The 18,495-nt window shown below is 46.5% G+C and carries 13 protein-coding genes; 10 read left to right on the top strand and 3 right to left on the bottom strand.

Annotated elements, in window-relative coordinates; genetic code table 11:
• The first annotated feature begins 102 nt into the window (after positions 1 to 102).
• The 3 genes from BTA51_RS09145 to BTA51_RS09135 all read left to right on the top strand — a co-directional run bounded on the left by BTA51_RS09145 (position 103) and on the right by BTA51_RS09135 (position 8,873).
• Entirely contained in the window at positions 103 to 3,939 is a 3,837-nt protein-coding gene (locus tag BTA51_RS09145; protein ID WP_094707125.1) for a G8 domain-containing protein, read from the top strand.
• A gap of 221 nt (positions 3,940 to 4,160) precedes the next feature.
• On the top strand, positions 4,161 to 4,997 hold the full coding sequence (locus BTA51_RS09140; protein ID WP_094707124.1) for an ABC transporter substrate-binding protein: 837 nt from the start codon (positions 4,161 to 4,163) through the stop codon (positions 4,995 to 4,997).
• A gap of 204 nt (positions 4,998 to 5,201) precedes the next feature.
• A complete protein-coding gene (locus BTA51_RS09135) occupies positions 5,202 to 8,873 on the top strand; it encodes a hypothetical protein (protein ID WP_094707123.1) in 3,672 nt (1,223 codons plus the stop codon).
• Positions 8,874 to 9,002: 129 nt separating this feature from the next.
• Here BTA51_RS09135 and BTA51_RS09130 read toward each other — a convergent pair whose 3' ends face one another.
• Complete coding sequence (locus BTA51_RS09130) at positions 9,003 to 9,587, bottom strand: cupin domain-containing protein (protein WP_094707122.1); 585 nt, start codon at positions 9,585 to 9,587, stop codon at positions 9,003 to 9,005.
• A gap of 141 nt (positions 9,588 to 9,728) precedes the next feature.
• On the opposite strand from BTA51_RS09130, the gene BTA51_RS29895 reads away from it, so the two are divergent.
• Positions 9,729 to 10,160: a hypothetical protein gene (locus tag BTA51_RS29895; protein WP_141215565.1), complete on the top strand. Its 432-nt coding sequence runs from the start codon at positions 9,729 to 9,731 to the stop codon at positions 10,158 to 10,160.
• Between the two features lie 17 nt (positions 10,161 to 10,177).
• Complete coding sequence (locus tag BTA51_RS09125; RefSeq protein WP_094707121.1) at positions 10,178 to 11,626, top strand: mannan-binding protein; 1,449 nt, start codon at positions 10,178 to 10,180, stop codon at positions 11,624 to 11,626.
• A 165-nt stretch (positions 11,627 to 11,791) separates the two neighbouring features.
• Here the strand turns inward: BTA51_RS09125 and BTA51_RS09120 are convergent, their stop codons facing one another.
• Positions 11,792 to 12,400, bottom strand: coding sequence for a hypothetical protein (locus tag BTA51_RS09120; RefSeq protein WP_094707120.1), 609 nt, complete (start codon positions 12,398 to 12,400; stop codon positions 11,792 to 11,794).
• A 607-nt stretch (positions 12,401 to 13,007) separates the two neighbouring features.
• Here BTA51_RS09120 and BTA51_RS09115 point away from each other — a divergent pair.
• The 4 genes from BTA51_RS09115 to BTA51_RS09100 all read left to right on the top strand — a co-directional run bounded on the left by BTA51_RS09115 (position 13,008) and on the right by BTA51_RS09100 (position 16,621).
• Complete coding sequence (locus BTA51_RS09115; protein WP_094707119.1) at positions 13,008 to 13,688, top strand: CatA-like O-acetyltransferase; 681 nt, start codon at positions 13,008 to 13,010, stop codon at positions 13,686 to 13,688.
• Between the two features lie 70 nt (positions 13,689 to 13,758).
• On the top strand, positions 13,759 to 14,178 hold the full coding sequence (locus tag BTA51_RS09110) for a DUF3574 domain-containing protein (protein ID WP_168188109.1): 420 nt from the start codon (positions 13,759 to 13,761) through the stop codon (positions 14,176 to 14,178).
• Positions 14,179 to 14,377: 199 nt separating this feature from the next.
• Positions 14,378 to 15,805 (top strand): pyridoxal phosphate-dependent aminotransferase, encoded by a 1,428-nt coding sequence (locus tag BTA51_RS09105; protein WP_094707117.1) that lies wholly within the window; start codon positions 14,378 to 14,380, stop codon positions 15,803 to 15,805.
• A 3-nt stretch (positions 15,806 to 15,808) separates the two neighbouring features.
• The gene (locus BTA51_RS09100) at positions 15,809 to 16,621 is read left to right on the top strand and encodes a hypothetical protein (RefSeq protein ID WP_094707116.1); all 813 of its coding nucleotides are present in this window, start codon (positions 15,809 to 15,811) and stop codon (positions 16,619 to 16,621) included.
• A gap of 220 nt (positions 16,622 to 16,841) precedes the next feature.
• Here BTA51_RS09100 and BTA51_RS09095 read toward each other — a convergent pair whose 3' ends face one another.
• Positions 16,842 to 17,648, bottom strand: coding sequence for an iron-containing redox enzyme family protein (locus BTA51_RS09095; protein WP_094707115.1), 807 nt, complete (start codon positions 17,646 to 17,648; stop codon positions 16,842 to 16,844).
• A gap of 507 nt (positions 17,649 to 18,155) precedes the next feature.
• Here BTA51_RS09095 and BTA51_RS09090 point away from each other — a divergent pair.
• Positions 18,156 to 18,467 carry a hypothetical protein gene (locus BTA51_RS09090; RefSeq protein ID WP_094707114.1) on the top strand — a complete coding sequence of 104 codons (312 nt, stop codon included), beginning with the start codon at positions 18,156 to 18,158 and terminating at the stop codon, positions 18,465 to 18,467.
• Positions 18,468 to 18,495: the final 28 nt, after the last annotated feature.

The following is an 18,495-nucleotide window of genomic DNA, read 5'->3' as shown; positions in this document are numbered from 1 at the left end:
TTTCGCACTCGATCAGACCCCCAGAGGGTTGACCTTCGCTGCTGCACAGGGAAATTGTGCTTCCTCCTTGTTGGTGGAAGTGTTGTACCAGAGGACATCAACTTGAATAACAATGATCTAACTATCGCATTATCTATTCGAAAAATTCTGGCTTTTCTGGCATGCAATGTATTGGCGGGCCAAGTGTATGCTGTGACTGCGTCGGGTGTTTCCACTCAGGTTCCTATCAATGGAAGTGGGTTTGAATTGCCGGACTTAGGAGCACAGGATTTTCAATATACCCCTGACGATGGGGAGTGGACCTATACCGGCGGAGCGGGTGTCTCCGGCAACGGTTCTCCTTTCACGAACTGCAACCCTGCAGCGCCGCAGGGGGAGCAGGTACTTTTCCTTCAGCAGACCGGTCGGGTTCAGAAAGAGGTCGATATTCCGCAGGATGGAGTCTATCGAATCAATTTCCGTGGGGCACAAAGAGGGTGTATCAATACGCCTCAAGGTCAGTCTGTTCGCGTTTCCGTGGCAGGGAAAACATGGGGAACGATCAAACCTGCGGGACAGGCCTACCAACTGCTTCACTCGGCCGTTGTATGGATTTCCAAGGGGCGATACACGCTTCAGCTGCAGGGCATGAATAGCGATGGAGATAACACGGCATTCATAGACGATGTGCAGTTGGAAAGGCTTCCATTATGGTCGGACGCTGAAACATGGATGGAAGGGACACCACCCGAGTTTGGAAGTGAAGTCGTAATACCGGCCGGCGCCACCGTGGTGATGGATAATGCCAATGCATCGAGTGTCATCAGAGTCAGCGGCATCCTGACAACTCCATTGAACAGGGACTTTTCTCTCAATGCTAACGAAGTGCATATTCTGAGTGGCGGGCTATTAGAGCTGGGCAGAGCCGATGCACCATACCTAGGGAAAGGAACTGTAACCCTGCAGGGGGATAATCCTGCGGCAGATTCAAAGCTCATTCACAGCAGGTCCGGTGGGCGGATAGAACTGCATGGCTCTCCGCAGAAATCCTGGACGCAGCTGGGAGTAACGGGCGTAATCGGCGATAACACTATTACGTTGAAGGAAGCGGTCAATTGGAAGGCCGGGGATCGAATTGTCATCGCATCCACCGACTTCGATATGAATCACGCAGAAGAATTTACCATCATCAAAGTCAGCTCTGATCAACGCACACTGACCCTGAATGAACAGATGTCCTATCGCCACTATGGTGAGCTTCAGCAATACAGTGATAACGGCCAGAGCTGGACGCTGGATGAACGGGCCGAAGTCGGTTTGCTCTCCCGTAATCTCACGATACAGGGGGATGAGGACAGTGAGCGCCTGGCCTATGGCGGCAATATCATGGTGATGAACGGTGCGGTTGGTCATGTCTCCAATGTGGAGCTGACCAGAATGGGGCAGCGAAAGAAACTGGGGCGTTATCCTTTCCATTGGCACCTGGCTGGGAATGCGTCCGGGCAATATATTCGTAATTCGAGTATTCACCATACCTATAACCGGGCTATCACCATTCACGGCACAGACAATGCGCTGGTGGCTGACAATGTGCTCTATGACAATCCCGGTCACGCGGTGTTTATGGAAGACGGCAATGAAACCGGCAATACCATTGTCCGGAACCTGGGATTGGTGACCCGGAAACCACCTGCCCAGTTTGCATTATTGCCCAGTGATACCACCAACGGCAGGCTGAGAAATGCCAGTGGACCCGCGACCTTCTGGATTACGCACCCGCACAATATCGTCAGAAATAACCATGCAGCAGGCTCTGATGGTTCCGGATTCTGGTTTGCGTTTCATCAGAATCCCAACAGTCCGGTGTTAGAGCCGGGGCTGAATCCCAATGTATTGAACCTGCCTGCGGGAGCTATTGATAACAACACAGCTCATTCCAGTTTTCACGGCTGGCTGCTGGGAATGGCGCCGATGCCGGGCGATATATCCCAGAGTCCGAATCTTAACAATGACTATATGCCCACGCAGGAGCCTGTGGTGAACGGCCTGACGGTCTACAAAAACTATCTGGGAATGTACTCCCGGGTAGGGGGCAACGGTCTGAAGAGTACCTATAACAATCTGATTGTGGCGGATAACTATGAGGGAGAAGCAAGCACCTGGGTGACCGATTACAACCGGGTTCTTTGGGTTGGCGCTTCGGGCAACTACGAATCAGTCGCTGGCTTGGGATTATCTGCTTCCAGTGGCGCTCAAGGATTGGTTGCAGGGCATATCCTTTATGACGGCCCCGTGCGGATTTGGAATTCCCACTTTACCGGATTCGAAAGGGAGAAATTCACTCTGTTTGATCAGTGGGGGGCCAATATCAAGTATTCGGGCCACTCTCTGCACAATACGACGGTTTCGCCAGACAGTTATCAGGTCCGCTATCGCAACGATTACGTCGGGCCGGTGTGGTTTAACGCGGCTATCTATGACGTCGACGGCGCCTTCACCGGCCAGCCGATGACCGCCATTACACAAGATCATCCCATCCTGGTGGATGGATATTCTCAACGTATACAAGCGGGATTGAGCGGGATGGAAAGCCAACGACGTTTCGCTTATGTGGAGGTTCGCCCATCTGATGAAATCTGGCTGCCGCCTCCCGCTTTAGTGAGTAGCCGTCGACAGGAAAGTACTTTTTTTCGTAGCGATGGAGCCCGCGTTACCGAAACCCGTAAAGAGATAGAAGGCGTCAGCCTGTTGCCTATGGTCGATGGAGCCTATCGATACAGCTATATCTTTCATGACCTGATTCCCAGCATTACCAGATTTGATTATCACAGCATGAGTGATGATGAGTACGTGACTTTGGAGTTACCCGGAGTACCCGCCAACGCTTCGGTTTATCTCGGTACCGCAGCGGGACAATATGGTTATGCGGGAAATCTGATTCCGTTGGGGTCACTTGGATCAGTGGCAGCGTTACGCGCTTTTGACGGCAATGCCTGGGCCTACGCGAATGGAAGCATGCATATCCGTTTTAAAGCCCCTGCGGGTGCGGATTTCCGTAATCCCGGCACTCTCGGATCATTATTTGTCTGCCTGAATCCCCAATGTGTTCCGGGGGCGAACAGGCCGTTACCTCCCAATATCTACGCTCTGAATAAGCAAGGGCCAGGCTCACGAATGTCGTTTCTGGAGTTATTGCGTAGTAAAGGTTTTGCATCCACATCCGAGCAAAACAGCGTGCTCTCATCTGTGAACGATAGCTGGCAGTTCGATTTGTCGGATTGGAACAATGACGGCTACATGGATGTGGCGGGGTTTAAGAAGCAGAACACCGGTACCGGCACAACAGAACTGCATGTTATGGACGGCAAAAGCGGTCTGCAGCGGTTTATTTTTCAATCCGGCACCGCACTGGGCTATATCAGTCCTAATGATGATATGGTTCTCAAAGACTATAACGGGGACGGCAAACCCGATATCTGGGCCGTCCTTCATAATCAGACCGGTAGCAATCGCACCGAGATTCATGTGATGGATGGAAACGATCCACAGAGGTTCCTGTTGCACGATGCGACAGCGTTAGGGCTGCGACCCAATACCGGCGATGAGTTTCTGGTAAGTGATTTTGACAGGGATGGCCGGCCGGATCTCTGGTATATCCAGAAGAGGGGAGCTTCCAATACAACAGAGGTACATATCCTGGGCGGTGCAGGCGGATATGATTCTTTTGTGTTGCATGCAGCGACAGGATTACATGTTACGTCGGAAGACTGGAGTTTTCGGGCGGCTGACTATAATCGCGATGGCGTGCCTGACTTGGTGGGATTCAAGCGCACGGGAGTTGCCAGTACGGAGATACACGTGTTGAACGGAGCCGATAATTTCCAGACTTTTCTGGTTCATACAGCCACGGAGCTACCCAAGGGCTCCCGGGATAATGTGTATTTGCTCAGTGATAGATAAGAGATTGAATTTCTGATGCTTAATAGGGCCTGCCAGTTGGAATAATCGTTCGTAGATTCCGACTGGTGGGACTAACCATGTATACCATGCTTTGTATTATTAAGGTCTATATATTAGTCTGAAAACTAAGCATGTAGTTTGATCCGCTTCTTGTGAATGAGCATCAAACTGCTGGCCATGGATTTGGTACTGATCAGGTAACAAAGCGTGGTAACCAAGCGATGAAGCGTGTCGGATCTTGGATTCTAATTGTCATCTGCCTGACCTTTGGAAAGGCAGCCCAGGCTGAAACCACCGGGTTGGAAGCGGAAAAGTTTGTGACTGTCGCCACTCTGACCAATAACCCTCCATTTACCTTCGATAAGTCTTTTGCAGAAGACCTGCAGCACGAAATTATCCCTCCGGGACTGGATTCTGAACGCCTCCAGGGATATAGCTGGGATATCCTGCGGGAGAGTTTTCATGCGATGGGATATACCATCAAGTTGTATATATACCCTTGGGTCAGGGCGTTCGAACAAGTTAAAGCGGGCAAGGTGGATGTTCTTTTTCCGACGGGGTTCAACCCCGAGCGTGCTGAGTATTTCCGCTATTCCGAAGAACCTATCAATCACGTCGATTTTTTGGTTTATGTCAATCTGGATTCCAGTCTGCAATGGGAAGGACTGGAGTCTCTGAATGGAAAAACCATTGGCGTTTTAAGCGGATGGAACTATGGGCTCAAATGGAAGCGCCAGATAGAGATTCTTAAATATGATATTCGCGAAATCCTGCAGGGATTCGGCATGTTGGACAAAGGCTATATTGATGGGCTGGCAGGATATGAACTTAGTTTTGATTATGCATTGAAACAGGCGAGCTGGAAGAATCGATACAAGAAATTGCCGATATTTGATTCCACAGATGAATTTGCCGTGGTATCCATTCAGCTTCCCAACGGAGAGCAGCTTCTCAACGACTTTGATCGTGGTAAGCAGTACATCAATGAGATGGGAATCTTCCACCAGATTAACTCAAAATGGCATGGGGTGTCCGAGTCTGAAATATCTGATCTATGAATTAATCCGGCGTTTATTTATGCAATTAGCATTGTGGATCTCCCCCAAGGAATCCCTGGGAGTTCCTCAAATCATCTTCCGTGTTATTTCTCTTCACACTAAAAACCCATACGGTCAAGCTTAAACGTAATAAGTTGTAACTAATGGGTGGATGCTTTATATTTGCCGGTTTGCTGACCAGTTGTTTGAGAACAGGGATTTTCCATGTTTGTGCTAGTTCGTTCTTGTCTATTCGTTATCGTTTTAATTTCATTGACAGCTTGTGGAGGCGGAGGCTCTGGAGGGGGAACTGTAGAGGATGCCACAGCACTGGTTAAAAGCCCAGAAGCCACAAAACTATACTATCAGTCGTTAGCTGAATCCTCTTATATCGGGAAGTCTGATCCTGCTCGGTTGGACGCATCCAGTCTTGTTAAATTCATGGACTATTTGTTTGATCCGGAAGACAACCAGGTTGATGTGATATCTTCAGGAGCAGAGCTTAACAGCCCGGGACAGTACGATAACCTGCCTGAAGTGCGCTCCTTTTCGACGCAAACACGACAACTTTTACTACTAGGCCCTGTAAGCGAGAGTCGCCAGACTTCATCATCAGAGGCCGCTAAAGCCGTTACCGCAAGTCAGACTGTGAACGAGACTTATTCATGTGCAGGTGGTGGATATGTTCGCTATCTAGGTAATCTGACCAATTCCGGAACCGGGGTGCTAGAAGTTAGTTATCATGCATGTGTCCGCAACAATGGCTTGGTTATAAACGGAAAAGGTCACCAATCTATTGAGTCGGATGTAACGAATAGACTTACTCTTTATTATGACGCGGTCACGTTTTCTGACGAAAATGGCGGGGCCACTTTGAGTGGATACATCACAACTGAAAATCCTGGACCTACCTCCAACACACGTGAAATCTACTTCCTCACTGTTACTGACTTTGAGTCTGGTGAACAGTTGGCATATCGAAACTTCATAATTGATAGTGACTCAGTTGGGGAGATCAATTTTTCCGGTGAGATGATGATCGATACTCTTGGATCCATTGCTGTTAACAGTAACGGACTCGTGCTGGACCAAACCGTGGGGTATCAGGGAGGAGAAGTTGAGTTCGCTAGTGAAGCTTCCAGCGGTAAAGTGGCCTTTTATGGTGATAGGAAAGTAGGTATCTATCTTGATGAAGACAATGATGATAGCTATGAAAAGGTATTGGGTCTAAACGATGGTTTCAATGCGGTCTTTTCCGGAGATATTGCCCCAGAGGATCTTAATTGGAATCAGGAGCTAAACTTTCCTCCCGTCTTTGAGACAGTTGGTATTACGTCTGATGGCAGTGGTTCTACCCTAGATACCTGGTCTGCAGAAGTGGGGAGTATAGTCGATTACGATGGCGATGATATTACTATTTTAGAGTATCGATGGTATGTAAACGATGAGCTTATGCAGGCTTCTATCAGTCATCAGTTTCCACCATACAAAGCGGCATTCGGGGATACTATCTCTCTTGAAGTTGTAGCTACTGATGGTAAGAGCACCACCACGTCGCAAAAGGTGACCGTATCGGTAGGTGACGCGCCTTTCATAGTTGAAATAGGAGAGTTCCCAGAAATTGTTGAAGCTGGGCAAACTATTTCCTTTCCGGCGAGAGTAACAGATCCAGACAATATCGCAGGACCCTATCCAGCGGTTCTGATATCTCCTCCGGAAGGGATGGCTATAGACTCAGATGGAATCCTGAACTGGACCGTACCTGAACCGGCATTTGGTGATATTTCCCGTTTTCGACTTAAGATTGAAACCATAGATGGAGTACGTATACAGGTTGAAAAGACTATCGTTGTCCAAGGCTCCGCGTCAGCAAAAACAATTGTAGCGGGCGATATTGTTGTACCCATCCGTAATCACTCCCTATTCGTTGGTAACTTTGATCAAATTCCAGGTAATGAAGTCCTTACCAGTGATAGCGCTGGACATTTGATGTTGATTAAAGAAGAAGAGGGCAATTACAAACCTTCGTGGATGTATCCCTATGGAATGAGTGATTTAGGGATAATTAATCAAACAGCATTATATGACAATGATCTGGATGGCTCTCCAGAAATTTATATGGCGACTGCGCATAGTGTGGTTTATATGGCCAAACCTGCTGATATTGCGAGAACCGTAAAAGACTATGGAAGTTATATTCCCAAAGCTATTGAAGTTGGTGATTTCAATAGCTCTGGTACCCCGCAAATCGCTGTTATTTATAGCGAAAGCAGATCCTCTGATTCGAACTGCTATCTTGAAATCATTGATGCCCACACAGGGAATAGGCTGTTTCATACGAGTATCGGGGAAAGAGCGACGGAAGTGGTAGCAGGGAACCTGGATGACGACGAGAATCTTGAAATTGCGATAAACAATGGTTGGGTTTTTGATGGCAGGAGCTATGAAACTCAATGGGAATACACTGAAGGTTTTGGCGACTATATAGCCTTGGGAAATATCGAGGATGGTGCTTCTGATGAGATTGTAGGTGCTAATAGGGATACTGGTGTTGCAGCTTTCAGTCTAATCAAAAAGCAGAAATTATGGGATCTGGACAGAGCATCGAATTGCTCAGTATTGGTGGCCAATATTGATGCTGACAGCTTGGAAGAGATTATTTTAGGGGACTGCGAGTCAAGTAGCATTACTGCCTATGATACCGGCACAGGGGTGCCCTTAGTTGATTGGCAATATTCCAGCATAGGGCAGAGAGTATACAGCCTCGTTTTGGGGGATATAGATAATGATGGGGACTCTGAGCTTCTATGGGGAACAGGGAAAACTGAAAGCACCCCGAATCAACTTGTAGTTGCTGAAGTAAACGGAAATACCCACGTAGAGATAAGCCAGAACACGACACAAATGGACAGACTTGTTGGAAATGGTTGGGCCTCCGTTGGAGGGAAAGAGAAGGCAGTGTTTACAGCTTCACCAATTGTTGATGATACGAAGGGACCACGGTTTGTACAATTGGATCACTCAGGAAGCTTCTCCGTGTCAGGAGAGTTCAGTCCCGATCAATCAATTGGTTACCGTGGAATTATTGTTGATTCAGACAGCAATGGAGACTCAGAGCTATTAGTTACTTCGCATGATGCAAACTATGGAGGGCTAACGCTACTCGATTTAAATGACTATGGAAGCATATGGTCGTCAGAGGTTGAGGAGAACTTTTTTGCTCGTCTCATACGAACAGCAGATATCAACGGAGATGATCATCCTGATGCACTATACGCAAATATAAATAAAATTAAGGCCGTTGATATATATCATCGTTCCGAGCTTTCTATAGAAATAGATCCAGTGGCTTATATTGCTGACTTTTATGTGACGGATATCACTGGTGATTCGGTTAAAGAATTCTTGATCGCAACCACTGAAGATGTTGAGGTCTGGGAGTCCGTCGATGGACATTATCAGAAGACGAGTTCGCTTGGTTTATCTTGTCGCAAGATCGTGCCTGTCAATGTTGATGCTGATCCCCTTATGGAAATAGGGTGTGTGACTGGAAACATAATATTCGGGCCTTCAAAATTGACAATCTATGATTTGTCATCGACTGGGTGGTATGAATTAATTGGCAAGGATTATGATCAGGCGATAGTCGGCATCAGCAGTGTCCCTGATTATCCCGGCGCTATTGCTATAGGTGCGCAGTACTATGATCGGGATCTTATTCACTTCCATAGTAATGTCTTTATAGATTCATTGATTACTGGCGAAACCTTGTGGTCAAGTCCTTCTATAGCTGGGCGAACAGATAGCACCTTTTTTAAATTCCGGAGCGCAGCCGAAGCAGATGGCGGACCGAGGTTAATGATGGGGGCTTACAATACGATGTATTTATTCCAGTAATAGACTTCCACCTAGGAATATAAGTGAATCTGTATGAGGAGTTGGGGGGGATAGCCAACTCCTATGATTGATAGTGGTGTACATCTATCCGGGTTACCTTTTTACAGCGCAATATTTGCGGCCTAGCAGCTAGTCATCACAAGACGAGATTGCTTCTGCAATCTCTGGATTGTAAACACCATCCACCAGAACAAACAGAATTCGACAGGTTTTGCCGGAGCGGTTAGCCCAGGCATGATTGGTTCCTCGCTGGACGACCACACTGCCGGGCTTTACCACGACTTCCGAGTCGTCAAGAATCAACGTCAGTTCACCTTCGATCACGATACCGTAGTCTATCGATTCGGTACGGTGCATCAGGGGATGAGGCGCGCTATGACTGGCAGTTGATGCTTTCGCATCACCAATCTCTGAAAAAGCCTCCTTTAACTCGGAAGCACTGCGTGTCGTCAACTCGTCACTGTCTGGAGGAATGTCAACAAAGCGAATTCGGGTACCATTCTTGGGAGGTGGCAGGCTGAGCGCACCGAGTGTTGGATCCTGGCCATTGTTAATCACCGCGGGAGTAGAATCCGTATTCCAAACCTCATGAAAGACGACACCGGGAATGGCGGTTAATTCCACACTCGTAGGCAAGGGGCCGTTGAGTGAGATAATGGCATTGCCTTCTTCATCATGACCGGTGACGACACGATGGATGGCAGGTAGTGTCATAGCGATAGCCCTTTGTAGTTAACCTGCAGTTTGTATACGGGTCCATATCTAAACCCCTAACTCTCAATGTTACATATCAGTGTGCAACATAGCATAGAACTCATAACGTAAAAGCTTTGTGACTGGCAATTCAAGAGCAGGATGTCATTTTCTGATTTTGACACTTTCTCGTTATCGCCTATATTTTATACAGCTAAAAGATGGATGGATGATATGGACGTTGATCATCATCGCTTTACGGACAATGCTCTCCCTGGCATCCGGCAACAGACGCAACCTGCACTGGTGACGAATGAGATGGGACCGCCTGCTGAAGGTTGGGGCCATGACCGTCAATGCTATTTTCCTGAAAGCTTCCCCAACTATCCTTTTAACTGTTCCTGTCCTTTTGACCATCGTCCTGATTGCGTTTCAGCTTTCCTCCAAAGTACAGCTATCAGGCTGATGCCAGCTAGTGCTTTTCATTTATTTCTCTCGGCGGCGGTTAACCGCTTGAAATCAGTATCGCAAGAATTGTCATTCCGAACGTTGGAGAAACCGGATTGGCATACCCCGGCAGATAGTACTGCCTAAATTTAAAGGAATAGAAGATGAAGACTATAAAACGGCATTTAAAAAGTGGTTTATTGCTATTATCGATTTCTCTGCTGCCCGTGTCCGCTTTTGCTGGTACTTCAGGCTGCCCGGTAAATTCAGAGTGGTTGACGAGTCCATCTTTGCCGACGGAAGTAAAGCAAAGTGGTTCAGATGGTTCTTCGACTTTTTGCGACTTCTATCAGTTTTCTACCCAAACATTCCTGTATCTGATGTCCCCGGTCAGCTCCGGGAATATGCGTAACTTTCAGGTACAGGCTGATTATCCGCTACTGGAATTCAATGACGATGGTACACCCGCAAATTCTTGCGATAGCACCATTGATGGACCGACATTGCGGATGAGTCTGGATAAGACTTCCAGCATCTCAACAGGACAGGCTGGGGGCGGGGCAACAATCTATGCCCAGGACGGCAATGTTGTCTATTACGACGTGAGATTTAACAAATCCCTCTGTGGCCTGACGGCCAGCGCTGTTGAAATGCAAAAACAGAATCTGATCAACTTTCCCTCAGGCACCATGGAATTAAAGTTTGCCTGGAAAAAGTTGTCCTCAAGTGAAATTTCATCGAACTCTTTTGTTACCCAAAAACAGTCCATTGGGGGCACCACGGTTACTCTTGGCTTATTGGGTATGCATGTCATTGTAGCGACCAAAAACCATCCTGAATTTGTTTGGGCGACCTATGAACACAAAGTAAATACTCCCGATTGTCTACCGTCCGGTATACAAACCAATACGAATTGGACCTTTGCTGATAGTAACTGTACTGCAGAGCTGCCGGATTCTGCCGAAGAGAGCAATTCGTGTAAGTTCAATCAACCTCCCAAGAATCAGACATCACCGACAGGCACACCGACAAATATCTGTCGCGTGCACCCTTATGGTACAGCCAGCGGCGATTTGAAGGCCGGCGAGAATATCTCTGATATCACTGAACAGAATGCCGATCTCTATGATCTGCTGAATCAATCCACCACCTCCTCAGCCATGAAGGTGCTGACAAACTATTTTAATGTTGGGGCATTATGGGTCAGCAACATCCAGCAGAGTTCTGGTGGAATTGGGGTACCGAATGAGCGCGGTTCGCTGCGCCTTGCGAATTCTGTGGCTGAAACCGATTACCAAGAAGTCGATATTACTTCCGATTTTGCCAGTAATTGCTTCGGTTGCCACAACTACATAGGGACTGGCCAGCAAGTTAGCAACAACATTACCAGCCAGGCCCTTAGCCATACATTCAAGGATATTAAAGTGGGGCAGGGGCAGGCGATTGATGTTACCGCTTCAACGGTCATCGGGAGTAATGCCAGTGCTTCTGGGATCTGTAGTGGTACCAAGGGAACTTGTGCGGAAACGGCCAGCTATCTGAAATGGAATGGCCAGTGGACGAATATCAATACCAGCGCCGGGTCCGTGTGTGGGTGTGAACTGTCTGAATAGCGAGTGGGCTAATTGGCTATGTGAGCGAAGGCCTTACTCTCATCAAAACTTTCAGCAAAGTTTCGGTGACAATTGTAAGGCCTTCCAAGGCTGTCAGTTCAATCTCATACTATTCGATTACACCATAGAAGTGTTACTCCAAAATGGGGTTACTCAATAATACGGTTACTCCATAATAAACTGCTGACAGGTCAGGGTGACATGTTCAGAAACCTGAATACGGCCGCCGGGCTCAACCGTGATAGTGCCGTAATTGTGCACCTGAGGGTCGCCGGGCATGATGATTAAAGGATTCTCTGCGGTAACAGTGATATTTTCGGCAACAAAGGCAGCGACCTTTCCGGGAAACATTGCGGCATTGATAAGAGGCTCGTAGTCTTTGACCTTGTTCGAGTTACCCTGCACGTATGCGACAGCTGCCTTTTTGATATTTTCATGCATCTCAGGCGAGACAGACTGACGGAACTCTTCGGTGGAGTTTGCTGCAGTGAGTTGATTGAGATGTTCTTGAGGGAGTGGTGGCGGGTAGTCGACATGTGAGTCATTATAATAATCGGGTATGCCAACGAGTTTGTTCATCTCCGCAATGGAGGCTACCGGAATGATTTTGGGTGGAATATGTGAAGCCAATGGGTCGGAGGACATATGGACCGGACCGCTTCCTTTCGCCAGCATATGTTCTTGGGTAAAGGTTGTATCAGTGGGTCCCATGCCCAGACGTTGATTCACTTCTGCGAAGGCCTTTGCCTCGGTCTCGGTTAATTTATCATTCATCTTCTGACTCCTGATGTTGTAAACAGGGTTAGGTTTCTTGTGCCTGTTCCATCATCAAAGGCGAATACCCTTGATGTTTCGTAGATGGGAAGCAGGCAGTGCTTAGAGAAAAAGAGTGGAAGGTGAAGGCTGCATCGCCCGCTGCGATGCGTTGGAGCATGTTGGGACAAAGGCGGTTACAACGAAATGAGCTGTCTTCGACGGATTGAGTGACGAGCGAATATTTGGCGGGAAGCCAACGGTAGAATATTACCGAGAGTCGAAGCTGAGCACCGCACTCCATGCGGATATCACCCCAGTATTAGTGATTGTTATTGACGGTATTTCCTATACTACGAATTTAGTTATAGACCAGGTTCCTGACGCCAACAAGTGAGCCTGGAGGGCGTAGAATTTGTCATTGTGGGAAAGAGGATGAGCAAAAGCTGTCTGAAACAGAACGGAAACTGGGCTAATATAAAATCATTCATCAGGTACACATCAGCTACATTTGTTAGCCAGTCGCAGCAGGAATAAAAATCTGAACTCTTAGTAGTTGTTCTTCAGCGGCGTTGTTCAGATGTAGAAGTTCAGAGTCTGGCCCCTAAAAGATCACGGAGGACATGCTATGGGACACTATGCGGCAACACTGAGTGACCTTCATCTTATTCCCCTTGATAGTGACAACCCGAATACATATGTATCATGGGCCAGATCATTTTTTAATGATCCCAGGTATATTCTGAATCCTTATCTTGATATCACTCTACATCTGGATATCACTAATGCCCGAAGCCGTTATGATGCTCAAAATGAAGGTACCTTTACGGCCTTTTTGTACTATTACCTCATCCAGGCTTTAAAGAAATACCCTGAATTTTTCTACCGGTATATTGATGGACAATGGCTACAGGTTTCAAATCCGGCCCTTTTTTTTCCTATCGCCCGAAATGAAAGAAAAAATAGATTCTATGAAGCTTTTATTCCGAATATCTTTCAGCTTACGTGGCCTGAGTTTTCCAAGGCATATCAGATAGAGGTCGAGAATAGTAAGCAACATCCCAGGCTGCTTGGCAGTCACTTGTTCGTCTACTCGCTATTTATCGGCAATCTGCCTAATCTCCAGGTGACGGGTCTAACTTTGCACGTGAATGATCGTTTCAGTGCACAGCCGTATTTCTATTTTGGAAAACGTTACCGACTCAACGAAAAGTTATTTGTCAGCCTGAGTATCAAGTTTCATCATTCTACCGTTGACCCGCATATCATTGATCTTCTGTTGGAGGAATTTCAGAGAGAATTTCAATAGTATCGGTGTCGCATATCCATAGCCCTAACCCTGGTACATGGGCGATACATACAAAAATGGAAGGATTCTCGTGAAAATACAGTTAACCATCTCTGCACTATTGATCCCATCATTATGCCTAGGTATGACTGCTTGCTCCTCTTTACCTGTGTCTCACTGTTTACCGGGTGAGAAATTGGAGTTTCAAGAGTCACTCTACTTTGGCACGGGCAAGCCGGATGGCGTTGTCACAGCTGAAGAATGGAATCAATTTCTAGACACCATAGTGACACCACATTTCCCGGAAGGTCTTACCGTCGTGTCTGCATCGGGACAATGGCAAAGCAGTAGCGGTGAGATCGTCAAAGAAGCAAGCTATGTTCTCACTTTGATTCATGCTGATACTGAGGAAAACGAGCTTGCGATCACTGAAATATCGAATGAATATAAAACCCAATTTCAGCAGGAAGCCGTTCTTAGAGTAAAAAATTCTACATGTGTATCGTATTAGTCAAGAACGATTATGACCTTTCCCCGAAAAATAGTACCAAATACTTGCATCGCGGGTTACAGCTTGAAAAGCCCAATTAGGCCGACTAACTTTTAAAGAAAACACTAAGGGATGTTTCGTTCCATCTGTTCGGGAAAAGTGCTGATCAATCTATGAAGATCTAACGTTATTTCGAAAGCTTCTAGGGATGGGCCAGTAAATGGAAACTTTAAAGTCTGTAGGAAGCAGAATAGGGAATTTATATGATGAGTTTGTAACCAGACATCTGAATCATGAGTCTGAAACCCTTCAGGAAATATCCAGGCTGAAGGAAAGCCTGGTCCATATCGATTTTTCATTTGGCAATCCCATCTGTGATTGTTTCCCTCCTGCCGCCAAGGCTGGTGCCAGAGCGTTTTACCTGAACACACGCAGTTATCCACGATCAAGAGGTATCGACAGGATAAGGGATACCGTTTCTCAATATGCCACCCAAGAACTGTTTAACGGGGCAAGAATCCTCTCAAGAAACAATGTCATACCCGGAATCGGAACGACGCATTTGTACTTTTCAATTGCGCGAGCATTTCTGAATGAAGGCGAGGTTTGTTTGGTGACAGCCCCGGGGTATGGAATATTTTCGTATATTTCTGAGGAAGGAGGTGCCTGCACATATTCACTCTTATTGAAGAAGAGTAATCGTTATCGATTTCTACCCACTGAACTCCGTATGGCCATTGAGGAAATCAACGGTTCGGGAAGGAAGGTCAAAGCATTTCTATTTATGAACCCTCATAACCCCACCGGAAATGTATATAGCCGTGAAGATGAGCTGATTGAGATCGGCAGAGTCTTGAAAGAAAAACATATATTGATCATTGAGGATATGGCATACATGGGGACTGAGTTTGATCAAGGACAATCAGTCAAACCTATCTGCCTTTACTGCCCTGAGCTTTTCGACCAGACAATAACCCTGCTGTCGTTGTCCAAGGCATACGGAATGGCAGCCATCAGAGCTGCAATTGCAATTTCCAGTGAAGAAAATATTCAGATTATCAAAACTGAGTTATCCAAAAGCGTCGACTCGGTCCCCATTCCCCAGCAGGAAGCTCTGGCAGCAACCTTTGCGGTAGACTTCAATATCAGTAGGGCTCGAATTCAGTTCTTATCGAAAAATGCAGAAGAGTATCAATATAGAACCGCTTTGATGGTGGCTATGATTGACGGGGTTGAGCATATTGATCATCGATATCGGCAGCGGGTTGTTAACGAAGTCACCGCAATCCTGGGAATGAGACTGTCCGTTGAAATTCTATCGGGAATCAACGGGGTGGAAGTGGAGATCATTCCAAGTTCGGGTTTCTTCCTGCCTGTAAGCTTTGCGGGGTGGAAGGGGTTGTACTTTGCTGGAAAGAAAATAGAAACATGTCATGACCTGATCATAGATGTTCTGGCTCAGGCCGCCAGAGTGTTGGTGCTTCCTGGTAGTGCCATGATGTGGCCCAATAATGATTGGGTTGTCAGAATGTCTCTTGTTCCAGAGTCTCTTGATGAGTCCGGTATTCCTCCCAGATCAAATATTATTATCGGTTTGAAACGCGTTTATGAAATAGGGAAGCAGTTATCTCATGGCTTGAGAACTTGAGTCATGGACTTTGAACGCCAGGTGATTTTTGCGACCCGTAATGAGAATAAACTTCGTCATTACCGGTCAATATTCGACAGGGTCGTTCCCCTTGTAAAAATAATATCAATGAATGATGTCGAAGCCATTGTCAGGAATTCAACCGGGGCAGAACGCTTTAAATTTCATGTGGAAGCAGAAAAAATGGTCGGCTCAGACGGCACGGCTTATGGTAACTCCCTGCGGAAAGCTTTAAACATCATAGAGCAAATCAGAAGGTTGAATATTGGCGATTTTTTAAATGCTACCGTCATTAGTGATGACTATATTTGCTATCTGGAATCGCTGGTTTGGGGGGTAGATCGCCAAACTCAAGAAAAAGGCATTTTCTTGAAGAGTCATGTTGGTGGTGAGTATGACACTTTTCCGTTTCCAGGATTGGATATTCGCCAATTTGTAGATTCCTTTCGAGTGGCTAGTGAACAGGGACGGATAGGGTTGAGTGATGGTGAATACGACACTCTACTTCATGAAAGGGCGATCTACTATATTGGTGAAATGCTGGAGAACAAACATCAGGAAAGTATTGCCTATTGTAATGTCCTGACTTTGGCAAGGGCTGCAGACAAACAGTTTTTTCAGTTCAAGGGAGAGCAAAAGGGCAAATTTATCTATCCCCCCATAAAAGGCCCATCAGGCTATGGTATGGCGATGGCGACACAACTGCCCGGTTTTGCTACTACAAATGCCAACCTTCCTTATAACGATTACCTTCAGAGCACGGCTGAATATAAATCAGTCATAAAGGCACGAGAAGTTTTACTTAATTCGTACTGATACTCCATCCGGTAAATTCTGATCTTTATTGCTGTCGTAACAGGTTCAATAGCCCATAGTTGGGCAGACCCTTTATGAAGCAAATGTAGATTCAAGGTCTGCCCGGATTCTCTTTATTGATCACCCAATTAATACGCTTCCTTAACAGTAAAGTAAGTTACGTGAAGGTGGTTTTTTGGCTATTGAAGCGACTGTAAAGAGATGCGAATTCCATTCTTGATCAGTGAATTTTTACCCGCCTATGAGATCCAGTCACTTCGTCAACTGGGTTGGTCAATTGCCCCTTATCATCGAACAACGGCAGGTAATTGATTCCAATCCACGAGTGCAACATGGCTCCCCATAACGACACCCCTTCGAGGGCTTTGCGTAATAGCACCTTAGCCCGATGAGACTCAGGGTCGAAAGCTAAACCGTCAGGGGAGGCCAGATATTCCAATCCCATAATGGAGTGATGTTCATCCGCCTCGACGTGAATATCGAAGTAGATATCCCCGGCATCCAGTTCATACATTTTAGGCGCAACAACTTTAAAGAAATCGTTAGAACAACGTTCGATACCGCTGTTGATTGTGACCAGCCATTTTTCCCGATCCTGCTCAACAGCAAGCTGATAGGCAAGATTGACGCAGGAATTGGTGTAGACCGAGGTAATGACCTGGCTCAGTTCGAGGGGGGATTCGATCAAGCCATGTTTCAACATCCAGTCTCTTAACAGCATATGATGGTCGGCTTCACCGAAGGCATGTTTGGAATAGAACGGCATCATCGGATTTTCGCGTAATGAGGTGAGTCCTAACATTAGACCTAACACCTTCGGGAAGGTCGCCGAATGGTAGTAAAGCTGTTCAGCAACGGGTTTGAATTCCCGGACATCTTCAATATTTCGTACCCAGTTGAAAAAGGGCATGGTCGTCACTGCTTCGCTGGCTTTGTACAAAGGGTCAACCAGCCAGGCATGCTGATGCCTGAGAGCGCTAATCTTTGCCTGATCTACGGTTTCATAGGGGGATTGGTTCGACTGCATGACTGTACTCCTTCCATTGATTCCTCCATCCTCAGAAGTGCCCGGTTTGATGCGATGTCCATTGCACCTAAGGATCCTTGGTATGAATTATCCTAGGCGAATCATTTTGGGAAAACCAGATACCCCAAAATGGGGCAGAGGGGCGAATATGTCACCTTTTTGAGGGCTCAAGATGATCTCAATTTATTGATTTAATGAGGAAGTGTCACCTTGGTGTGTGTGATTTCAGGCTAGTCGCCGGTTACAAAAATGCTGAAAAAATGAACAGACTGGATGAGAACGATACAGAAACTCTTGAGTATGAGCGGTTTTGTTTCGAAGAGTGGCTGAATGTTATGAATCTTATTCTGCAGGATTTCTGATTTATCTTTGGGCCACCAGTATTTTGCCCCTAAAGTGTTGTACCCGGTCACAGATATTTCGAATATCACTGTATTCAGATTCTGAACCGGGTAGTATTCGCATCGCCGGTTAGATAGGCGTTATAAACAGATTCGGAGAGCATTAATGTATTTAAGGACACTCGTCATTCTTTTGATCGCTTTGGCTAGCTCTTTGGCCCAGGCAGAGGAATGGTTTGCCATGGAGCGCCATGGTGATTGTTACCGCCTGGCCGACATGAATGACCACATATATGTTTTCAAGGGCACTAAGACTCCTGAAGAAATGGAAGAAAAACTAAAGGCTGAGCGGGTAGAGTATACGATTGAGCCATTAAAGCCCGGGATGGAAGGCGTCTTAAAAGTGAATGTACCACGTGAAAATATCGCCATGCTGATAGTGACGAAAAAGTACTGCAAGGTCATTAATGAGCACTAGGTAAAATCTTATATTCATGGAGCTGGAA

It is taken from the genome of Hahella sp. CCB-MM4 (assembly GCF_002260525.1).
Classification (GTDB): Bacteria; Pseudomonadota; Gammaproteobacteria; order Pseudomonadales; family Oleiphilaceae; genus Hahella.
Note: the sequence above shows the minus strand (reverse complement) of the source record. Positions and strands in the feature narration are given on the sequence as shown.